This window comes from Tabrizicola sp. (genome assembly GCF_030373185.1).
Classification (GTDB): Bacteria; Pseudomonadota; Alphaproteobacteria; order Rhodobacterales; family Rhodobacteraceae; genus Tabrizicola.
In genome coordinates, this window is record NZ_JAUCZH010000008.1 from 177,702 (window position 1) to 193,638 (window position 15,937).

18 protein-coding genes are annotated in these 15,937 nt (G+C 63.9%); 13 read left to right on the top strand and 5 right to left on the bottom strand.

The features are described 5' to 3' along the window. Positions 1-9: 9 nt before the first annotated feature. A complete protein-coding gene (locus tag QUV21_RS16055) occupies positions 10-690 on the top strand; it encodes a chloramphenicol acetyltransferase (protein ID WP_300856274.1) in 681 nt (226 codons plus the stop codon). A 22-nt stretch (positions 691-712) separates the two neighbouring features. On the opposite strand, the gene phnF is transcribed toward QUV21_RS16055, so the two are convergent. Next, positions 713-1,423, bottom strand: a complete 711-nt coding sequence (gene phnF, locus QUV21_RS16060; RefSeq protein WP_300856275.1) for a phosphonate metabolism transcriptional regulator PhnF — start codon at positions 1,421-1,423, stop codon at positions 713-715. A gap of 114 nt (positions 1,424-1,537) precedes the next feature. Here phnF and phnG point away from each other — a divergent pair, with 114 nt between their 5' ends. Genes phnG through phnN form a run of 7 tightly spaced genes read left to right on the top strand, consistent with a single transcriptional unit; the run spans position 1,538 to position 6,531 of the window. Further along, positions 1,538-1,981 carry a phosphonate C-P lyase system protein PhnG gene (gene phnG / locus QUV21_RS16065; RefSeq protein WP_300856276.1) on the top strand — a complete coding sequence of 148 codons (444 nt, stop codon included), beginning with the start codon at positions 1,538-1,540 and terminating at the stop codon, positions 1,979-1,981. Continuing rightward, positions 1,978-2,559 carry a phosphonate C-P lyase system protein PhnH gene (gene phnH / locus QUV21_RS16070; protein WP_300856277.1) on the top strand — a complete coding sequence of 194 codons (582 nt, stop codon included), beginning with the start codon at positions 1,978-1,980 and terminating at the stop codon, positions 2,557-2,559. The genes phnG and phnH overlap by 4 nt, the downstream gene beginning before the upstream one ends. Next, complete coding sequence (locus QUV21_RS16075; protein ID WP_300856278.1) at positions 2,559-3,644, top strand: carbon-phosphorus lyase complex subunit PhnI; 1,086 nt, start codon at positions 2,559-2,561, stop codon at positions 3,642-3,644. Before phnH ends, QUV21_RS16075 begins: the two co-directional genes overlap by 1 nt. After that, a complete protein-coding gene (locus tag QUV21_RS16080) occupies positions 3,641-4,504 on the top strand; it encodes an alpha-D-ribose 1-methylphosphonate 5-phosphate C-P-lyase PhnJ (RefSeq protein ID WP_300856279.1) in 864 nt (287 codons plus the stop codon). Before QUV21_RS16075 ends, QUV21_RS16080 begins: the two co-directional genes overlap by 4 nt. Next, positions 4,501-5,307, top strand: coding sequence for a phosphonate C-P lyase system protein PhnK (gene phnK, locus QUV21_RS16085; RefSeq protein ID WP_300856280.1), 807 nt, complete (start codon positions 4,501-4,503; stop codon positions 5,305-5,307). Before QUV21_RS16080 ends, phnK begins: the two co-directional genes overlap by 4 nt. A gap of 4 nt (positions 5,308-5,311) precedes the next feature. Beyond that, positions 5,312-6,010, top strand: coding sequence for a phosphonate C-P lyase system protein PhnL (gene phnL, locus QUV21_RS16090; protein ID WP_300856282.1), 699 nt, complete (start codon positions 5,312-5,314; stop codon positions 6,008-6,010). Further along, on the top strand, positions 6,007-6,531 hold the full coding sequence (phnN, locus tag QUV21_RS16095; protein WP_300856283.1) for a phosphonate metabolism protein/1,5-bisphosphokinase (PRPP-forming) PhnN: 525 nt from the start codon (positions 6,007-6,009) through the stop codon (positions 6,529-6,531). The genes phnL and phnN overlap by 4 nt, the downstream gene beginning before the upstream one ends. Here the strand turns inward: phnN and QUV21_RS16100 are convergent. Beyond that, positions 6,513-7,175: a DUF1045 domain-containing protein gene (locus tag QUV21_RS16100; RefSeq protein ID WP_300856284.1), complete on the bottom strand. Its 663-nt coding sequence runs from the start codon at positions 7,173-7,175 to the stop codon at positions 6,513-6,515. The genes phnN and QUV21_RS16100 overlap by 19 nt on opposite strands. Positions 7,176-7,270: 95 nt before the next feature. On the opposite strand from QUV21_RS16100, the gene QUV21_RS16105 reads away from it, so the two are divergent. Beyond that, on the top strand, positions 7,271-8,413 hold the full coding sequence (locus tag QUV21_RS16105; RefSeq protein ID WP_300856286.1) for an alpha-D-ribose 1-methylphosphonate 5-triphosphate diphosphatase: 1,143 nt from the start codon (positions 7,271-7,273) through the stop codon (positions 8,411-8,413). A gap of 236 nt (positions 8,414-8,649) precedes the next feature. Here QUV21_RS16105 and QUV21_RS16110 read toward each other — a convergent pair whose 3' ends face one another. Together QUV21_RS16110 and parE are read right to left on the bottom strand one after the other, a co-directional pair. Beyond that, complete coding sequence (locus QUV21_RS16110; RefSeq protein WP_300856288.1) at positions 8,650-9,201, bottom strand: hypothetical protein; 552 nt, start codon at positions 9,199-9,201, stop codon at positions 8,650-8,652. 2 nt (positions 9,202-9,203) lie between these two features. Beyond that, positions 9,204-11,156, bottom strand: a complete 1,953-nt coding sequence (gene parE, locus QUV21_RS16115; protein ID WP_300856289.1) for a DNA topoisomerase IV subunit B — start codon at positions 11,154-11,156, stop codon at positions 9,204-9,206. A 123-nt stretch (positions 11,157-11,279) separates the two neighbouring features. Here parE and QUV21_RS16120 point away from each other — a divergent pair, with 123 nt between their 5' ends. Beyond that, the gene (locus QUV21_RS16120) at positions 11,280-12,167 is read left to right on the top strand and encodes an NAD(P)-dependent oxidoreductase (RefSeq protein WP_300856291.1); all 888 of its coding nucleotides are present in this window, start codon (positions 11,280-11,282) and stop codon (positions 12,165-12,167) included. 341 nt (positions 12,168-12,508) lie between these two features. On the opposite strand, the gene QUV21_RS16125 is transcribed toward QUV21_RS16120, so the two are convergent. Continuing rightward, complete coding sequence (locus QUV21_RS16125) at positions 12,509-13,168, bottom strand: glutathione S-transferase family protein (protein ID WP_300856292.1); 660 nt, start codon at positions 13,166-13,168, stop codon at positions 12,509-12,511. A gap of 148 nt (positions 13,169-13,316) precedes the next feature. Here QUV21_RS16125 and ppk2 point away from each other — a divergent pair, with 148 nt between their 5' ends. The 3 genes from ppk2 to QUV21_RS16140 all read left to right on the top strand — a co-directional run bounded on the left by ppk2 (position 13,317) and on the right by QUV21_RS16140 (position 15,901). Further along, complete coding sequence (gene ppk2, locus QUV21_RS16130; protein WP_300856293.1) at positions 13,317-14,243, top strand: polyphosphate kinase 2; 927 nt, start codon at positions 13,317-13,319, stop codon at positions 14,241-14,243. A gap of 75 nt (positions 14,244-14,318) precedes the next feature. Continuing rightward, entirely contained in the window at positions 14,319-14,972 is a 654-nt protein-coding gene (locus QUV21_RS16135) for a DUF1007 family protein (protein WP_300856403.1), read from the top strand. Continuing rightward, entirely contained in the window at positions 14,957-15,901 is a 945-nt protein-coding gene (locus QUV21_RS16140; protein WP_300856294.1) for a hypothetical protein, read from the top strand. The genes QUV21_RS16135 and QUV21_RS16140 overlap by 16 nt, the downstream gene beginning before the upstream one ends. Positions 15,902-15,937 lie beyond the last annotated feature (36 nt).

Sequence of the window (15,937 nt, forward strand, 5' to 3'; positions counted from 1 at the left end):
GAAGGCAAGTTGACGATGAATGCTCTGAACCAGCCGATTGATGAGCCGAAAACGGATCAGCCCGCCCGACCCGGGACACGCCTGTCACCGCATGGGGCGATCATTCACCCCACTGCCCATGTCGCCGCGTCGCATTTCGAAGCCTGGACCGAGGTGGGCGAGGGCGCCCGCATCCTCAACTCCACCTTTGAGGCCTATGCCTATTGCGACCGTTTTGCCGACATCGCGAACACGACCGTGGGCCGTTTCTCCAACATCGCCGCAATGACCCGTATCGGGCCGACCGACCACCCCTTCACCCATGCGGCCCAGCACCATTTCCTGTACCGGTCCAGCTACTATTGGGATGATGCCAGCGACGACCCCGCTTTTTTCGCGGCCCGCGCCGCCCGCCGCACCGTCCTTGGGGCTGACTGCTGGATCGGTCATGGCGCGATCATCAAGCCTGAAATCACGGTCGGCATCGGGGCCATCGTGGCCGCTGGCGCGGTGGTGACCAAGGACGTATCCCCCTTCATGATCGTGGCAGGTTGTCCGGCGCAACCGATCCGCGCCCGCTTTTCGCAACCGGTCATTGACCGTCTTCTGGCGCTCTCCTGGTGGAACTGGGACCATGCGCGCCTGCGGACGGCCCTTGAGGATTTCCGCAGCCTCAGTGCCGAAGCCTTCCTTGAAAAGCATGGCGCCTAGTCCGGCTTACTGATCCGGCTGCCTAATCCAGATTAACCGTCAACGTGATCCGGTCCCCGGCAAACCATGTCGTCCCATATTCCACCGGTACCCCCCCGCCGTCGAGGTTGACCGCCACGCTGCGCAGCACCGGCGCCCCGGGCTGGACCTGCAAGGCCAGCGCCAGCACCGGGTCCGCCAGCTTGGCGGTCAGCCGCGTTTCGGCCCGGGTGTAGTCTGTCACCCCGCAGGCCCGAAGGGCGGCGGTGACGGAAGCCTCGGCATCGATCGCCGTCAGCAGGCCCGGCACCCGTTCCGCTGGAAAGATTGACTGGAAGGCTCCAAGCGGCTGGCCGTCGGCCAGCGAAACCCCCTCGACGACATGAACCATTGCCCCGTCCGCCAGTCGCAGCGCCTCTGCCTCGCGCGGGGCGGCGGGGCGGGTTTCGGCCCGGGTGATCCGGCGCGACGGGGTCTGGCCCGCCGCAAGAACGTTCTGGTGAAACCGGACCCGCCGCCCCAGCCGGTATTCTGTCGGCCGCGCGGTCACATAGACGCCCGACCCCCGTCGCGAATGCACCACCCCACCCTCGGCCAAGGCCGCAAATGCGTGTCGGACGGTATGCCGGTTCACCCCGAAGCGCGCGGCCAGCGCCGCCTCGGTCGGCAACTTGTCACCCGGACGATAAAGCCCCTCGGCGATCTCTGCCGTCAGTGTCGCTGCGATCGTTGTCCAGAGGGCGGTTTTGGTCAAGCTGTTCCCCGTCATGAAAAATTCACAACTCTCCGATTGGCCAAACCGACCAGAGACGCTATGATTTGTATAGTTGTATAGACGACTAGACAACCCGAAAAGAAGTGTAGACCGATGACCGATGCTTCCCCCATTGCCCGCAAGGACTGGATGGCCGTTCTCGCCAAGGCGGCGCCCGCAAGGCTTGCCGCGCTGATGCCCGACCTGCCGCCCCACACGACTTTGCGCAACCCCGAGACGGGGGCGGTCATGGTCCGGGGGCGGGTCAGCGCGACCGGTGCGCCGTTCAATCTGGGGGAAATGACCGTCACCCGCTGTTCTGTCCGGCTGGAAGACGGCGCGGTCGGGCATGCCTGGGTGCAGGGCCGCGACAAGGCGCACGCCCGGCGCGCGGCGATTGTCGATGCGCTGATGCAGACCGGTGCCGCAGCGGCGATGCGGGCGCATATCATCGCCCCCCTTGCTGGCGAGGCCGCCGCTGCCCGCAGCCAGCGGGCCGAAAGGGCCGCCGCAACCAAGGTCGATTTCTTCACCATGGTCAGGGGGGAAGACCAATGACAGCCACGATCTCCGGCGACACCCTTTCCGGCGGCTTCACCGAAGCCCCGATGCAATCTGCCCGTGCCTTCCGCGAAATCCTGGAGGTGCTGGCCCGGCCCGGCCTGATCCGCACGGTCACCGGGGCCGCGCCGCCGGCACCCCTGTCCATTGCCGCCGGTGTGGCGCTTCTGACGCTGACCGATCCGACCACGCCGCTGCACCTGGCCGGGGCGGCCGATTGCCAGCCGGTGCGCGACTGGGTGGCTTTCCACATCGGCGCCCCGCTGGTTGCGGCCGAAGAGGCGGACTTCGCCCTTGGCACCTGGGACGCGCTGCAACCGGTTGCCCGGTTCAGGATCGGCCAGCCGGATTATCCCGACCGGTCCGCCACGCTGATCGTGGAGCTTGACCGGCTGACGAACCACGGCCCGGCCCTGTCCGGCCCGGGGATTGCGCTGTCGACCTGGCTTTCCCTACCCGAAACCGCAGCCTTCCGGGCCAATCGGGCGCTGTTTCCGCTGGGCTATGACTGCCTCTTCACCTGCGGCGACCGGCTGGCCGGTCTGCCAAGATCCACCCGAGTGGAGAATATCTGATGTATGTCGCCGTCAAGGGTGGCGAACGCGCCATCGACAATGCCCATGCCTGGTTGGCCGAAGAACGCCGGGGTGATCCCGCCGTGCCAGAGCTGACCATTGCGCAGATCCGCGGACAGATGACTCTGGCGGTGAACCGGGTCATGGCCGAAGGCTCGCTTTATGATCCGGACCTTGCCGCCCTTGCCATCAAGCAGGCGCGCGGCGATCTGATCGAGGCGATCTTCCTGATCCGGGCCTACCGGACGACGCTGCCACGTCTTGCGGGATCGAACCCGGTGGATACAGGGGCCATGACAGTCGACCGCCGGATCTCGGCCACGTTCAAGGACTTGCCTGGGGGGCAGGTGCTGGGGTCGACCTTTGACTACACTCACCGCCTCTTGGACTTTGCCCTGATGGCCGAAGGGTCCGAAGTGCCTTCCGGCGCCAGCGCTCCCGCCACTCCTGGCCCGATGCCGCATGTGACCAGCTTTCTGAACCGGGACGGGCTGATCGAAACCGCGCCGCCGTCCGACACCACACCGCCTGACCTGACGCGTGAGCCCCTGGAACTGCCGGCCGACCGGTCGCTGCGCCTTCAGGCGATCACCCGTGGGGATGAGGGGTTCATCCTGTCGATGGCTTATTCCACCCAGCGCGGCTACGGGCGCACCCATGCTTTCGTGGGTGAATTGCGGATCGGCACCGTCGCGGTGGAGGTCGACATCCCCGAGCTTGGTTTCGCTGTGGAGATCGGCGAGGTCGAACTGACCGAATGTGAGACCGTGAACCAGTTCAAGGGCAGCCGGACCGAGCCGCCGCAGTTCACGCGCGGCTATGGGCTGGTCTTCGGCCAAAGCGAACGCAAGTCCATCGCGATGAGCCTTGTCGACCGGTCGCTGCGCTGGAAAGAGCTTGGCGAGGACTTCACCGGCGCCCCGGCGCAGGATGAGGAATTCGTGCTTTACCACTGTGACAACATCCAGGCGACCGGGTTTCTGGAACATATCAAACTACCGCACTACGTTGATTTTCAGGCCGAGCTGGAACTGGTCCGGCGACTGCGGGCCGAGGCGCAGGCAATGCAGGAGGCCGCGGAATGACCGATCAGGCTTACAACTTCGCCTACCTAGACGAACAGACCAAGCGCATGATCCGCCGCGCGATCCTGAAGGGCATTGCGGTGCCGGGTTATCAGGTTCCCTTTGCCAGCCGCGAGATGCCGATGCCTTATGGCTGGGGGACGGGCGGCGTCCAGGTGACGGCCGCCTGCCTTGTGCCGGAAGACCTGCTGAAGGTCATCGACCAGGGCGCTGATGACACCACCAACGCGGTATCGATCCGCAAGTTCTTCCAGCGCACCGCAGGGGTTGCCACCACCGAGGCCACGGCCGAGGCGACCGTGATCCAGACCCGCCACCGCATCCCCGAGGTGCCGCTGACCGAGGGTCAGATCCTTGTCTATCAGGTGCCGATCCCGGAACCCCTGCGCTTTCTGGAACCACGCGAGACCGAGACGCGAAAGATGCACGAGCTGGAGGAATACGGGCTGATGCATGTCAAGCTTTACGAAGACATCGCCCGACATGGCGAGATTGCCACCAGCTATGCCTATCCGGTCAAGGTCGAGGGGCGCTATGTGATGGACCCTTCGCCGATCCCGAAATTCGACAACCCCAAGCTTGGCCAAAGCCCTGCGATCCAGCTGTTCGGCGCGGGGCGTGAGCAGCGCATCTACGCCCTGCCGCCCTATTCGGATGTGGTCAGCCTTGATTTCGACGATCACCCGTTTCAGGCGTCGAAAGCGCCGCATGACTGCGACCTTTGCGGTGCGAAGGACAGCTATCTGGATGAGGTGATCACCGATGACGCGGGTGGGCGGATGTTCGTCTGTTCCGACACCGATTTCTGCGCTGGACGCCGGGCCGAAGGCCATGTCGGACGGCTGGGAGAACCGGTATGACCCTGCACCCGAGAAATCCCGAAATTTCGCATGGAACAGCGACGCCCGATCAGCCCTTGCTCAAGGTCGAGGGCCTGACCAAGCGCTACGGCCCCCGGATCGGCTGCCTTGATGTCAGCTTTGATCTTTACCCCGGCGAGGTGCTGGGAATCGTGGGCGAAAGCGGGTCGGGCAAGTCCACGCTTCTGTCCTGCCTCGCCGGACATCAGCGCGCCGATCTTGGCCGCATCGCCTATGATGGCCGCGATGTGCTCGCGATGTCCGAAACCGAACGCCGCCGCCTTGGCCGCACCGATTGGGCCTATGTCCACCAGAACCCGCGCGACGGGTTGCGGATGGGGGTCAGCGCCGGTGGCAATGTCGGTGAACGGTTGATGGCCGTGGGCGCGCGCCACTACGGTGACATCCGGGGCAAGGCCGCCGACTGGCTGGGCCGGGTGGAGATTGCGGGCGACCGGATCGACGACCGACCGTCAGCCTTTTCCGGCGGCATGCAACAGCGGCTCCAGATCGCGCGGAACCTTGTGACCTCGCCGCGCCTCGTGTTCATGGATGAACCCACGGGCGGGCTTGATGTGTCCGTTCAGGCCCGACTTCTGGACCTTTTGCGTGGGCTGGTGCGTGACCTTGGCCTTTCGGTCATCATCGTGACGCATGACCTTGCCGTGGTCCGGCTGCTGGCCCACCGCCTGATGGTGATGAAATCGGGCCGCGTGGTTGAACAGGGCCTGACCGATCAGGTTCTGGACGATCCGCAGCATGCCTATACGCAACTTCTCGTCTCTTCTGTCTTGCAGGTGTAACCCCATGATCCGGATTGAAAACCTGTCGAAATCCTTCACGATGCACAATCAGGGCAGCGCCACGATCCCGGTCATGGTGGGGGCGCGCCTGACCATTGCCCCCGGCGAATGTGTCGGCCTGACCGGCCAGTCCGGCGCGGGCAAATCCACTCTGATGCGGATGGTCTGGGGCAACTACCTTGCCGCCGGGGGCAGCATCATGGTTGGGGAAACCGACGTCGCCACCGCCCAACCGCGCCAGATCATTGCGCTCCGCCGGGAAACCCTTGGCTATGTCAGCCAGTTCCTCCGCGTCGTCCCGCGCGTGCCGACGCTGGACGTGGTGGCGGAACCACTTCTGGCCCTTGGTACCCCCTTGACCGAAGCCCGCGACCGCGCCGCCACCTTGCTCGCCCGCCTGAACATCCCCGAACGGCTCTGGTCCCTGTCGCCCACCACCTTTTCGGGGGGCGAACAGCAGCGTGTCAACATCGCGCGCGGCTTTGCCCATGCCTACCCGGCGCTTTTGCTGGACGAACCCACCGCCAGTCTTGATGCGGCGAACCGAGAGGTCGTCCTGTCCCTGATCGACGAGGCCAAGGCGCGCGGTGCCGCCATCCTTGGCATCTTCCACGACGAAGGCGCGCGGTCCCGCGTCTGCGACCGTCTGGTCGATGTGACGGGATTCACGCCGCCAAACATCAAAGCCGGGGCTGCCGCATGATCTTCGCCATCGTCGGCCCCTCAGGTGCAGGCAAGGACACGCTGATCGAAGGCGCGCTGCGGCTGCGCCCTGACCTCCGACTGATCCGCCGCGTCATCACCCGGCCAACCGGGGCAGGCGGCGAGGATTTCGAGGGCGTGACCGAGACCGACTTCGCCACCCGGCTGTCGCGTGGCGAATTTGCCCTGCACTGGCAGGCGCACGGCCTGTCCTACGGCATCCCGAAGGCGCAACTTGCAGCCCCCGGCGGCGTGATCTTCAACGGCAGCCGTGCCGCCTTGCCGCAGGCCGTTCAGGTCTTCCCCAACCTTCGCGTGATCCTTGTAACCGCGCCGGACACCATCCTTGCAGCACGCCTAGCCGCCCGAGGACGTGAGAGTGAGGCCGACATCCGCCAACGCCTGACCCGTGTCGCCTTCACCCTGCCCGCAGGGATCACAGCGGAAACGGTGGTCAATGACGGTGCGCTGGAAACCGGCATTGTCCGGCTTCTGGCCACCCTTCAGCCGGTCAGAGCGTAGCGGTGCAGAAGATGAAAAGCGCCCGCAGCATCTTCGCCGAACAGGCACAGATCCTTAATCACGAAGGGGCGGGGCAGCGCGTCGGCGAAATATGCCTGAAGGGCCACCAGCACCGGCAGAGCCTCTGCCTCGGGCAATCGGTCGGTCAGGGTCAGGTGGAACCGAAACTCTTCCATTACATAGGGATAGCCCCACAGGTCCAGCAGCGCCCGCTGGCGCGAGGACAGGCTTTCGGGCCGGCGTCGCGCAATTTCAGCCGGGCCAAGCGGCGCGCGCAGGGGATTGGTCGCTTCGACGACTGCCGCGCCAAGCTCCAGCAGCGCCGCCTCGCAACCGCTTGGGGTCAGGGCCAGAAATCCGTGCAGGTTCTCCAGCACCAACCCGTCGCAGCGGACGGGTGCCAGCCGGGCGGCAAGGGCGGCAACGGCGTTTGCGATTGCGGCTTCATCCACGCCTTCACCGGGCCGGAATGGCGCGCGGATCGTGCCGTGAAAGCCGTATCGGCGCGGATCGGTGGTGATCTCTGCCGCTGGCCGGGGCAGGCCGGGAAGCGCTTGGCCGCCCGACAGCCACGCCTTTGCCCGGTCGGCGAAATCCCCGGGACGTGGGGCGAAATAGACAGCGTAGCGTTTCATCTGGTCCATGGTCGGCGGCCTACAGGGTGCGTGTCACACGGGTGTGACAGGTCCATGGCAGTCAGCCTCTCCTCCGGGCCAGTTTCAAGACAGGATATGGGAAGATGACCGAGACAATCCTAGCCAATGCCACGCTGGTCCTTGAAGGCGAGGTTCTGCGCGGGCAGATCAGGCTGGCGGAAGGCCGCATTGCCGACATCGCCGAAGGCGGCGTGATCCCGCCGGGGGCCATTGATTGCGGCGGCGATCTGGTGATGCCGGGTCTGGTGGAGTTGCACACCGACAACCTCGAACGCCATATCGAGCCGCGCCCCAAGGTCAACTGGCCGCATCAGTCGGCCATCGTGGCGCATGACGCGGAACTGGCCAGCACCGGGATCACCACGGTGTTTGACGCGCTGCGGGTGGGATCCTTGGTGGCGGCGGGCAAGACCAGCTACGGCGAATACGCCCGGGCGCTGGCCGACGAAATTCTGGAACTGCGCCGCGATGGGGCCTTGAAGATCAGCCACTTCCTGCATTTGCGGGCCGAGGTCTGCTCTGAAACGCTGGTGGCCGAGCTTGCCAAGTTCGGCCCCGAGGATCAGATCGGCATCGTCAGCCTGATGGACCATACCCCCGGTCAGCGCCAGTTCCGCGACATCTCGAAGCTCAAGGAATACTACACCGGCAAATATGGCCTGTCCGAGGCCGACTGGTCGGACCATGTGACCACGCAAAAGGCCCTGCGTGACCGGGTGGGTGACGCGCATGAGGCGGCCGTTGTGGCCGAATCCCGCCGTTTTGGGGCCGTTTTGGCCAGCCATGACGACACCACGGCGGATCAGGTGGCCACCAGCGCCAGCCACGGTGTCCACTTTGCCGAGTTTCCGACTACGACAGAGGCGGCGGCGGCCTGCCGCGCGCATGGCATCAAGGTGATGATGGGCGGGCCGAACCTGATCCGCGGTGGCAGCCACTCCGGCAATGTCGCCGCCAAGGAACTGGCCGAGGCGGGGCTGCTGGATATTCTGTCTTCGGATTATGTGCCGTCGTCGCTTTTGTCGGGTGCGCTGTTTCTGGGCGACCTGTGGGGCGATGTCGCGCGTGGGGTGGCGACAGTCACCACCGCGCCGGCCACCGCCACCGGGCTTGCCGACCGGGGCGCGCTGCGGCCCGGGTTGCGCGCCGATGTGATCCGCGTGGCCCGGGTGGGGCGCGCCGCCGCGCTGCGCGGGGTCTGGGTTGGAGGCGGTCGGGTTGGCTGACTTGGCCAAGCCCTTGCGAACGCTGGGGTAATCGGCCTTCCGCCGGGGTTGTCCGGCACCTTATTCCCGTCTTGCACGCGTCTTTCTTCCGTCTCTGCGCACGGGGGAGTGGCGGGGCGTTAACCAGCCTTGGCGAATCAGCTGTGCCGGGAGCCCCCCCACCCCATCCCTATGAGGGGGAGAGGAGGCAATTTGCGACGCGGGGGTGCAAAGCTGACGGGGTGCAAGCACGACCTCTATGTGCGAACTAGTCGCGAGATCTTTTCCATTAAGGCGCCTTTATTCAACATCTCAAATTCCGGTATTCGGATTGTTGGAGAAAGGCCATTGCGCAAAGGAAGGATGTCGCGAAGCGTATCGAAGAATGCTCTCTGGAAATGCCTCCCGCCTACAAAAGGAAACTCTGCTGTAGGTCTGCGGTAGCCTGCCGCGCCTTTTTTCGCAGCTATGGTCCCATACCTTTTGCACAGAGAAATGTATGAGTCCCGCTCATATCCAAAACTAAGCCCGTCAGGATAAAGAGATAGTGCAATTTCTCTTTGAGAAGTAAAGTGTTGCACCTCATCGAATTCAATAAGGCAGTTCAAATCTGGAAGAAATGCATCCGGTCTCAATTTCATTTCCTTTTTGCCTGCAAGGCCTTGAAGATCCCCATTAAGCGCGGAAAAGACATTCTTGATCGGTATGTCATCAGCCCCGAATTTATTTATAAGCCAGGGAAATGTGCGAGGTTCTACTCGCGTGAGTGAACGCAACAAATCAATGAAGATCTTCTCAGATTGCCCCACGACTAAACATCCAACTCCTCCACAAACCGCGCGTTCTCCTGAATATACTGAAACCGCAATTCCGGCTTCTTGCCCATCAGCCGCTCCACGAGGTCAGACGTATCCCCCGGTTCGTCCTCGTCGATGCTCACCCGGATCAGCTTCCGCGTCGCGGGGTTCATCGTGGTGTCTTTCAGATCCTTGGCGTCCATCTCGCCCAGCCCCTTGAAGCGCTGGACGTCGATCTTGCCCTTGCCGCCCAACCCCTTGGCGAGCCAGACCTCTTTCTCGGCATCGTCGGATACATACATCCGGCGCGCGCCTTGGGTCAGGCGGTAAAGCGGCGGGCAGGCGAGGTAGAGGTGGCCCTTGTCGATCAGGGGGCGCATCTGGGTGAAGAAGAAGGTCATCAGGAGCGAAGCGATATGCGCGCCGTCGACGTCGGCGTCGGTCATGATGATGATCTTTTCATAGCGCAGGTCTTCGACGTTGAAGCGGGTTCCCATGGAAACCCCCAGCGCCTCGCAGATATCGCGGATTTCCGAGTTGTCGTTCAGCTTGGAAGACGCCGCACCCAGCACGTTCAGGATCTTGCCCTTGAGCGGCAAAAGCGCCTGCGTTTCACGGGACCGCGCACCTTTGGCGGAACCGCCGGCGCTGTCACCCTCGACGATGAACAATTCGGTGCCTTCGCGGGTTTTTGACGAACAGTCGGTCAATTTGCCGGGCAGGCGCAGCTTCTTGGTGGCGGTCTTGCGCTGGGTTTCCTTTTCCTCACGCCGCTTCAGGCGTTCCTCGGCGCGCAGGACGAGGAAATCGAGGATGGAACCTGCGGATTTCGGATCGGCGGCAAGCCAGGTGTCGAAATGGTCGCGCACGGCGTTTTCGACGTATTTGGCGGCTTCCTCGGTGGCGAGGCGGTCCTTGGTCTGGCCGACGAATTGCGGCTCGCGGATGAAGACCGAGATCAGCGCGCAGCCCCCGGTGAGCATGTCGTCGCGGGTGATGAGGTCGGCCTTGCGGTTCTTGACGCGTTCGCCGTAGGCGCGGATGCCTTTCAGGATCGCGGCCCAGAATCCGGTCTCATGCGTGCCGCCCTCGGGGGTGGGGACGGTGTTGCAGTAGGAATGGATGAAGCCGTCGCGGGCAGGTGTCCAGTTGATCGCCCATTCGACCGAGCCGGGGACGTTGTATTTTTCCGGAAAGCCGACCTTTCCGGCGAAGGGGTGGTCGGCGTAGGTGGTTGTTTTCAAAAGCGTGTCGGACAGATAGTCGGCCAGCCCGCCGGGGAAGTGGAAGGTCGCCTCTTGTGGCGTCTCGCCGTCACTTAGGCTGGACTTCCAACGGATTTCGACGCCGGAGAAGAGGTAGGCCTTGGAGCGGGCCATCTTGAGCAGGCGCGCGGGTTTAAGGGTCTGGCTGCCGAAGATGTCGGGATCGGGACGGAAGGTCACACTGGTGCCGCGTCGGTTCGGGGCGGGGCCGACCTTGACGATCGGGCCTTGCGGGATGCCGCGCGAGAAGGACTGGGTGTAAAGCTCACGGTTGCGGGCGACCTCGACCCGCATCAGGTCGGAAAGCGCGTTTACGACGGAGGAGCCGACACCGTGCAGGCCGCCCGAGGTGGAATAGGCGTCGCCGCCGAATTTGCCGCCGGAGTGGAGTGTGGTCAGGATCACCTCCAGCGCGGATTTGTCGGGGAACTTGGGGTGCGGATCGACCGGGATGCCGCGGCCGTTGTCACGGATGGTGACGGTGTTGTTTTCATGGAGCTCGACTTCGATCCGGGTGGCGTGGCCGGCGACGGCCTCGTCCATCGCGTTGTCGAGGATCTCGGCCACAAGGTGATGCAGGGCGCGTTCGTCGATGCCGCCGATATACATTCCGGGGCGGAGGCGGACGGCTTCCAGCGGCTCAAGCACCTCGATCGAGGAGGCGTCATAGGTTTGCGCGCCGGAGAGGAGGTCGTTGGGCATGGGGGGCTCACGTCTTGGGATGCGCAGGTATTAGATCACCCAAGGGGGGTGGGGCGCAAGATGTGGGGGGTGGAAGGGTTTGGGCCGCGGGCGTAGGATCTGGCGAAATCAGGAGGATCGGCGATGCGGATATTGTTCACGGGCGGGTCGGGCAAGGCGGGAAAGCATGTGTTGGCTTACCTTGCGGCCAAAGGGCACAGGATCTTGAACTTTGACCGGGTGCCTTTGGGGCTGGACGGGGTGCATGATCTGATCGGGGATATCACCGATGCCGGACAGGTCTATTCCGCGATGCGGACCCATGCCGGATATGACGAGATGGACAATGCGGCCGGCGCGCAACTGTTCGATGCGGTGGTGCATTTCGCCGCCGTGCCGCGCCATCTGATGACGCCGGACACCGAGACTTACCGGGTCAACGTGCTTGGCACCTACAATGTGCTTGAGGCGGCCCTGAAGATGGGGATTCGCAAGGTCATCATCGCATCGTCAGAGACGACCTATGGGGTCTGTTTCAGCGATGGGGTGGTGGATCCGAAGGTGCTGCCGCTGGAAGAAGACTATGACATCGATCCGATGGACAGCTACGGCATGTCAAAGAAGGTGAACGAGGTCACTGCCCGCGGCTTCCAGCGCCGTTTCGGGGCGGATGTCTACGCGCTGCGGATCGGAAATGTGATCGAGCCACATGAATATGCAACGCTGTTTCCGCCGCTGGCCACGGATCCGGGCCTGAGGCGGAGGATCACCTTCAGCTACATCGACGCCCGTGATCTGGGGCAGATCGTGGATCTCTGTCTGCAAAAGGACGGCCTTGGGTTTCAGGTCTTCAATGCGGTCAATGACACCAACGCCGTGCCGCAACCAAATTCGGAGTTGTTGCCGCAGTTCTTCCCGAAAGTCCCCTTGAGCAGATCGGTAGGCGCGCATGAAGGGCTTTTGTCCAACCGCAAGATCCGTGAGGTTCTTGGCTTCAAGGAAGAACATGACTGGCGGAAGTATGTGCCTTGAATTGCCGTCGCAACGGGGGGCCGTCTGCCCCCCGCGGCCCGTTCCGGGCCTGCCCCCCGAGGATATTTCAAGAAGAGAAAGCCGCCAGGGTTAATCAGGCGTTTACCCCAATCGGCCCATACTGGCCGTGCGGTACAGGCGGGGACGCCGATGACCGTGAAGGGAAAGACACCCCGCGGCTGGCCTGATCCGGCCGCCCGCGGGGTGTTGAATTCCTCTTGTGGTCGGGGGTGTCCGGCTATGACATTGTAGTGGAAGGCAATGCTGCAAGCCTTTCTCTTCTCCAAATATCCCACGGGGGGTGCGGGGGGTGTGAAACCCCCCGCTCCTGTCAGTCGGGCCTAGGCAGGCTCGGCCACCCGGCCATCCCACATCTTCTTGAACGCCGGCCGCGATTGGCTGGTTTCAAGCCATGTGGAAACCGCTGGAAACTCACCGATCAGGGTCGGGTGGCTTTGAGCGTAGCGCAGGCACTCGGCCACATTGAGGTCGGCCACGGTGAACCGTCTGCCGACCAGATGGCCATGGGCCGCAAGATGCGCTTCAAGCCGGGCCAGCGGGCGGCGGAGTTTCTCGGCGGCAATGGCTATGGCCCCCTGGCCTTCTGGCGTCTGGTCGCCGCCCCCGGTGGTAATCATCAGGATCTCCAGCGCCGGGCTTTCGATGGCTGTGGCGGCCAACAGCGTCCATTGGTCGATCAGTGCGTGTTCGGCAGGGTCTTGCGGGGCGAGCGGGCCGCCATGCTGGCGGGCGATGTGGCTGGTGATCGCAAGGGATTCGGTCAGCGTCAGGTCACCCTCGACGTAGGCCGGGATCTGGCCAAGCGGGTTCACCGCCAGGAACGCGGGCGAAGCGGTGTTGAACGGGGCATCGGGCGCGCTGGCCTGGGGCAGACGATAGGCCTGGATCACCGGGACGTGGGTAAAGGGCAGCCCCAATTCATAAAGCAGCCAGATCGGGCGCGACGCGCGGGACCGGAAGGCGCCATAGAGGGTGATCATCGTCGTGACTCCGTTGGATTGGCTGGCAGCCTATGTCCGGCGTGGCGAAAGGAAAAGAGGCTGGCAGCAGGGATTTCTTGATCGGGATCAAGGCGGAGAACCGCAAGATCTGCTTTAATCAAACAAATGTGGAGAGGGAGAGCGACCCATGGAAGAAAGTCAGCCAATCGAGACGCACGCAGAAGCCGCAGTCGAGGTGCAGACAGGGCCGAAACGGTTTCCGGTTGCGCAGACTCCGCTGCATCAGGCGTTCGAGGCCGGGCGCTACCCCTATGCAAGGCTGATGGGTCGGGCCACTTACGAGGCCGAAAAGGCGCGCTTGCAGGCCGAGCTTCTGAAGGTGCAGATCTGGGCGCAGGAGACGGGGCAGAAATTCGTCATCCTGATGGAAGGGCGCGATGCGGCCGGCAAGGGCGGCACGATCAAGCGGTTCATGGAACATCTGAACCCGCGCTATGCGCGGGTCTGTGCGCTGTCCAAACCCTCGGACGTGGAAAAGGGCCAGTGGTTCTTTCAGCGCTATATCGCGCATCTGCCGACGGCGGGTGAAATGGTGTTTTACGACCGCAGCTGGTACAACCGAGCAGGTGTTGAACGGGTGATGGGCTTTTGCAAGCCGTCGGAATACCTTGAATTCATGCGCCAAGCGCCGGAACTGGAGCGGATGCTGGCCCGCTCTGGCATCCGGCTGCACAAGTACTGGTTCAGCGTCACCCGTGAAGAACAGCGCGCCCGGTTCCTTGCGCGCGAAACGGACCCGCTGAAGATGTGGAAATTGTCGCCGATCGACAAGGCAAGCCTTGATAAATGGGATGACTACACCGAGGCGAAAGAGGCGATGTTCTTTTACACCGACACCGCCGATGCGCCTTGGGTGATCGTGAAGTCGAACGACAAGAAGCGGGCGCGGCTGAACTGCATGAAGCATTTCCTGTCCACGCTCGACTATCCGAACAAGGATCCTGCGGCCATCGGCACGCCCGACCCGTTGATCGTGGGGCGCGCCGCGCAGGTTCTGGGAACGGTGGAGGACATCTATGATGCCGCCACCCATCCGGCGATGCAGCGCGGCTGAACTTTCGGCAATCTGGTGCCGGGGAGGGAGAGGCGCCCCTTGGCGAAGGCGCAAGGTGCAACTACCTTGCGTGCCATGCGTGAACTGATCCTGATCGGCGGCATGATGATGGCGGGCGCTGGCCCGGCCTTGGCGCATCCGCATGTCTTTATCGACACCGGAATCGAGATCATCCTGAACGCCGACAATGCCGCCACCGGGGTGCGGATCAGTTGGACCTATGACGATCTCTATTCGCTCTATGTCGTCGGGGACATGGGGCTGGACCCCGATTGGGATGGCGTTCTGACACCCGAGGAAGAGGCGCGGCTTGCCGGGTTCGACATGAACTGGGATGCGGATTTCCCCGGTGACACCTATGCCTTGCTGAATGATGCCGAACTTGCCCTGTCGCGCCCGCAGGACTGGGGGGCAAGCTATGCCGGGGGCCGGATCACCTCGACCCATTTGCGGCTGTTCGATGCCCCCGTCGCGCTGGCCGACGTGCCATTGATCGTGCAGGTCTATGACCCGGGCTTTTACACCGCCTATACCATCGCCCATGACCCGGTTTTGACCGGGGGAAGCGGTTGTCTTGCGGAAACCTATATCCCCGATCTGGATGCGGCGGATGAGGCGCTGAAGGCGGCCTTGGCCGAATATTCGGCGGACATGGATCTTGAGGCCGACTTTCCCGCCATCGGCAAGAACTACGCCGAGGAGGTCCGCGTTTCATGCGCCAAGCGTTGATCTATGGCGGTCTGGGCGTGGTGGCGCTTTTGGCGGTCTTGTGGCTGGCGGGCGGGCTGGACGCGGTGGCCGGGTGGCTGCAAGCGGCACAGCGTGCGACGCAAGACCGGCTGGCGGCGGCGATCCGCGCCCTGCGGGGCGGTGAGCCGGGGGCGCTGGCGGTGTTCTGGGCGGTATGCTTTGGCTATGGCGTGCTGCATGCGGCGGGGCCGGGGCATGGCAAGCTGTTGATCGGCGGCTATGGCGTGGCGCGGCGGGTGCCATTGGTGCCGCTGGCCGGGCTTGCGCTGGTCTCAAGCCTGGCGCAGGCGGCGGTGGCGGTGGCGCTGGTCTATGCGGTGGTGGCAGTCCTGGGGCTGTCGCGGCTGGCGGTGGAAGGCGCGGCCGAGGCATGGCTGGCCCCGGCAAGTCACGCGATGATCGCTGGGCTGGGCCTGTGGCTGGTCTGGCGCGGCGCGCACGGAGTGCAACGGTTGCGGGTGATGGCCGCGCATGGACGTTCGGGCCATGATCCCCACGATCACGGCCACGCTCACAATCACGACCACGAACATTGCGCGACCTGCGGCCATGCCCATGGCCCGACGCTGGAACAGGTGTCGTCCCTGACCGGCTGGCGTGATGCGGTGGCGATGGTGGCGGGAATTGCCATGCGGCCCTGTTCGGGGGCGCTGTTCGTGCTGATCCTGACCTGGCAGCTTGGCATTGCGTTGGCGGGGGTGATCGGGGCCTTCGTGATGGGGCTTGGCACGGCACTGGTGACGGCAGGGGTGGCGGCCCTTGCGGTCTGGGCGCGCGAAGGGGCTTTGGCAGGGCTTGGCGCAGGCAAGGGTGGTGCGCGGATGGCGCGGGCCTTGCCGGTGATCGAGCTGACGGTCGGCGGAGTTATAGCGGCGGCAGCGTTTGGGCTTTTGGCACAATCGCTGTGACCACGCTGCATTGCGGCGGAAAGCCTGCCTTGTGAA

Bases quoted from the DNA above. Each gene is read 5' to 3' on its own strand.
- QUV21_RS16125 (WP_300856292.1), bottom strand. From the start codon at position 13,168: ATGATCACCCTCTATGGCGCCTTCCGGTCCCGCGCGTCGCGCCCGATC.
- phnL (WP_300856282.1), top strand. From the start codon at position 5,312: ATGATCCGGATTGAAAACCTGTCGAAATCCTTCACGATGCACAATCAG.
- phnG (WP_300856276.1), top strand. From the start codon at position 1,538: ATGACCGATGCTTCCCCCATTGCCCGCAAGGACTGGATGGCCGTTCTC.
- QUV21_RS16100 (WP_300856284.1), bottom strand. From the start codon at position 7,175: ATGGACCAGATGAAACGCTACGCTGTCTATTTCGCCCCACGTCCCGGG.
- QUV21_RS16140 (WP_300856294.1), top strand. From the start codon at position 14,957: ATGCGCCAAGCGTTGATCTATGGCGGTCTGGGCGTGGTGGCGCTTTTG.
- QUV21_RS16105 (WP_300856286.1), top strand. From the start codon at position 7,271: ATGACCGAGACAATCCTAGCCAATGCCACGCTGGTCCTTGAAGGCGAG.
- parE (WP_300856289.1), bottom strand. From the start codon at position 11,156: ATGCCCAACGACCTCCTCTCCGGCGCGCAAACCTATGACGCCTCCTCG.
- QUV21_RS16120 (WP_300856291.1), top strand. From the start codon at position 11,280: ATGCGGATATTGTTCACGGGCGGGTCGGGCAAGGCGGGAAAGCATGTG.
- ppk2 (WP_300856293.1), top strand. From the start codon at position 13,317: ATGGAAGAAAGTCAGCCAATCGAGACGCACGCAGAAGCCGCAGTCGAG.
- phnN (WP_300856283.1), top strand. From the start codon at position 6,007: ATGATCTTCGCCATCGTCGGCCCCTCAGGTGCAGGCAAGGACACGCTG.
- phnH (WP_300856277.1), top strand. From the start codon at position 1,978: ATGACAGCCACGATCTCCGGCGACACCCTTTCCGGCGGCTTCACCGAA.
- QUV21_RS16080 (WP_300856279.1), top strand. From the start codon at position 3,641: ATGACCGATCAGGCTTACAACTTCGCCTACCTAGACGAACAGACCAAG.
- QUV21_RS16135 (WP_300856403.1), top strand. From the start codon at position 14,319: ATGCGTGAACTGATCCTGATCGGCGGCATGATGATGGCGGGCGCTGGC.
- QUV21_RS16075 (WP_300856278.1), top strand. From the start codon at position 2,559: ATGTATGTCGCCGTCAAGGGTGGCGAACGCGCCATCGACAATGCCCAT.
- phnK (WP_300856280.1), top strand. From the start codon at position 4,501: ATGACCCTGCACCCGAGAAATCCCGAAATTTCGCATGGAACAGCGACG.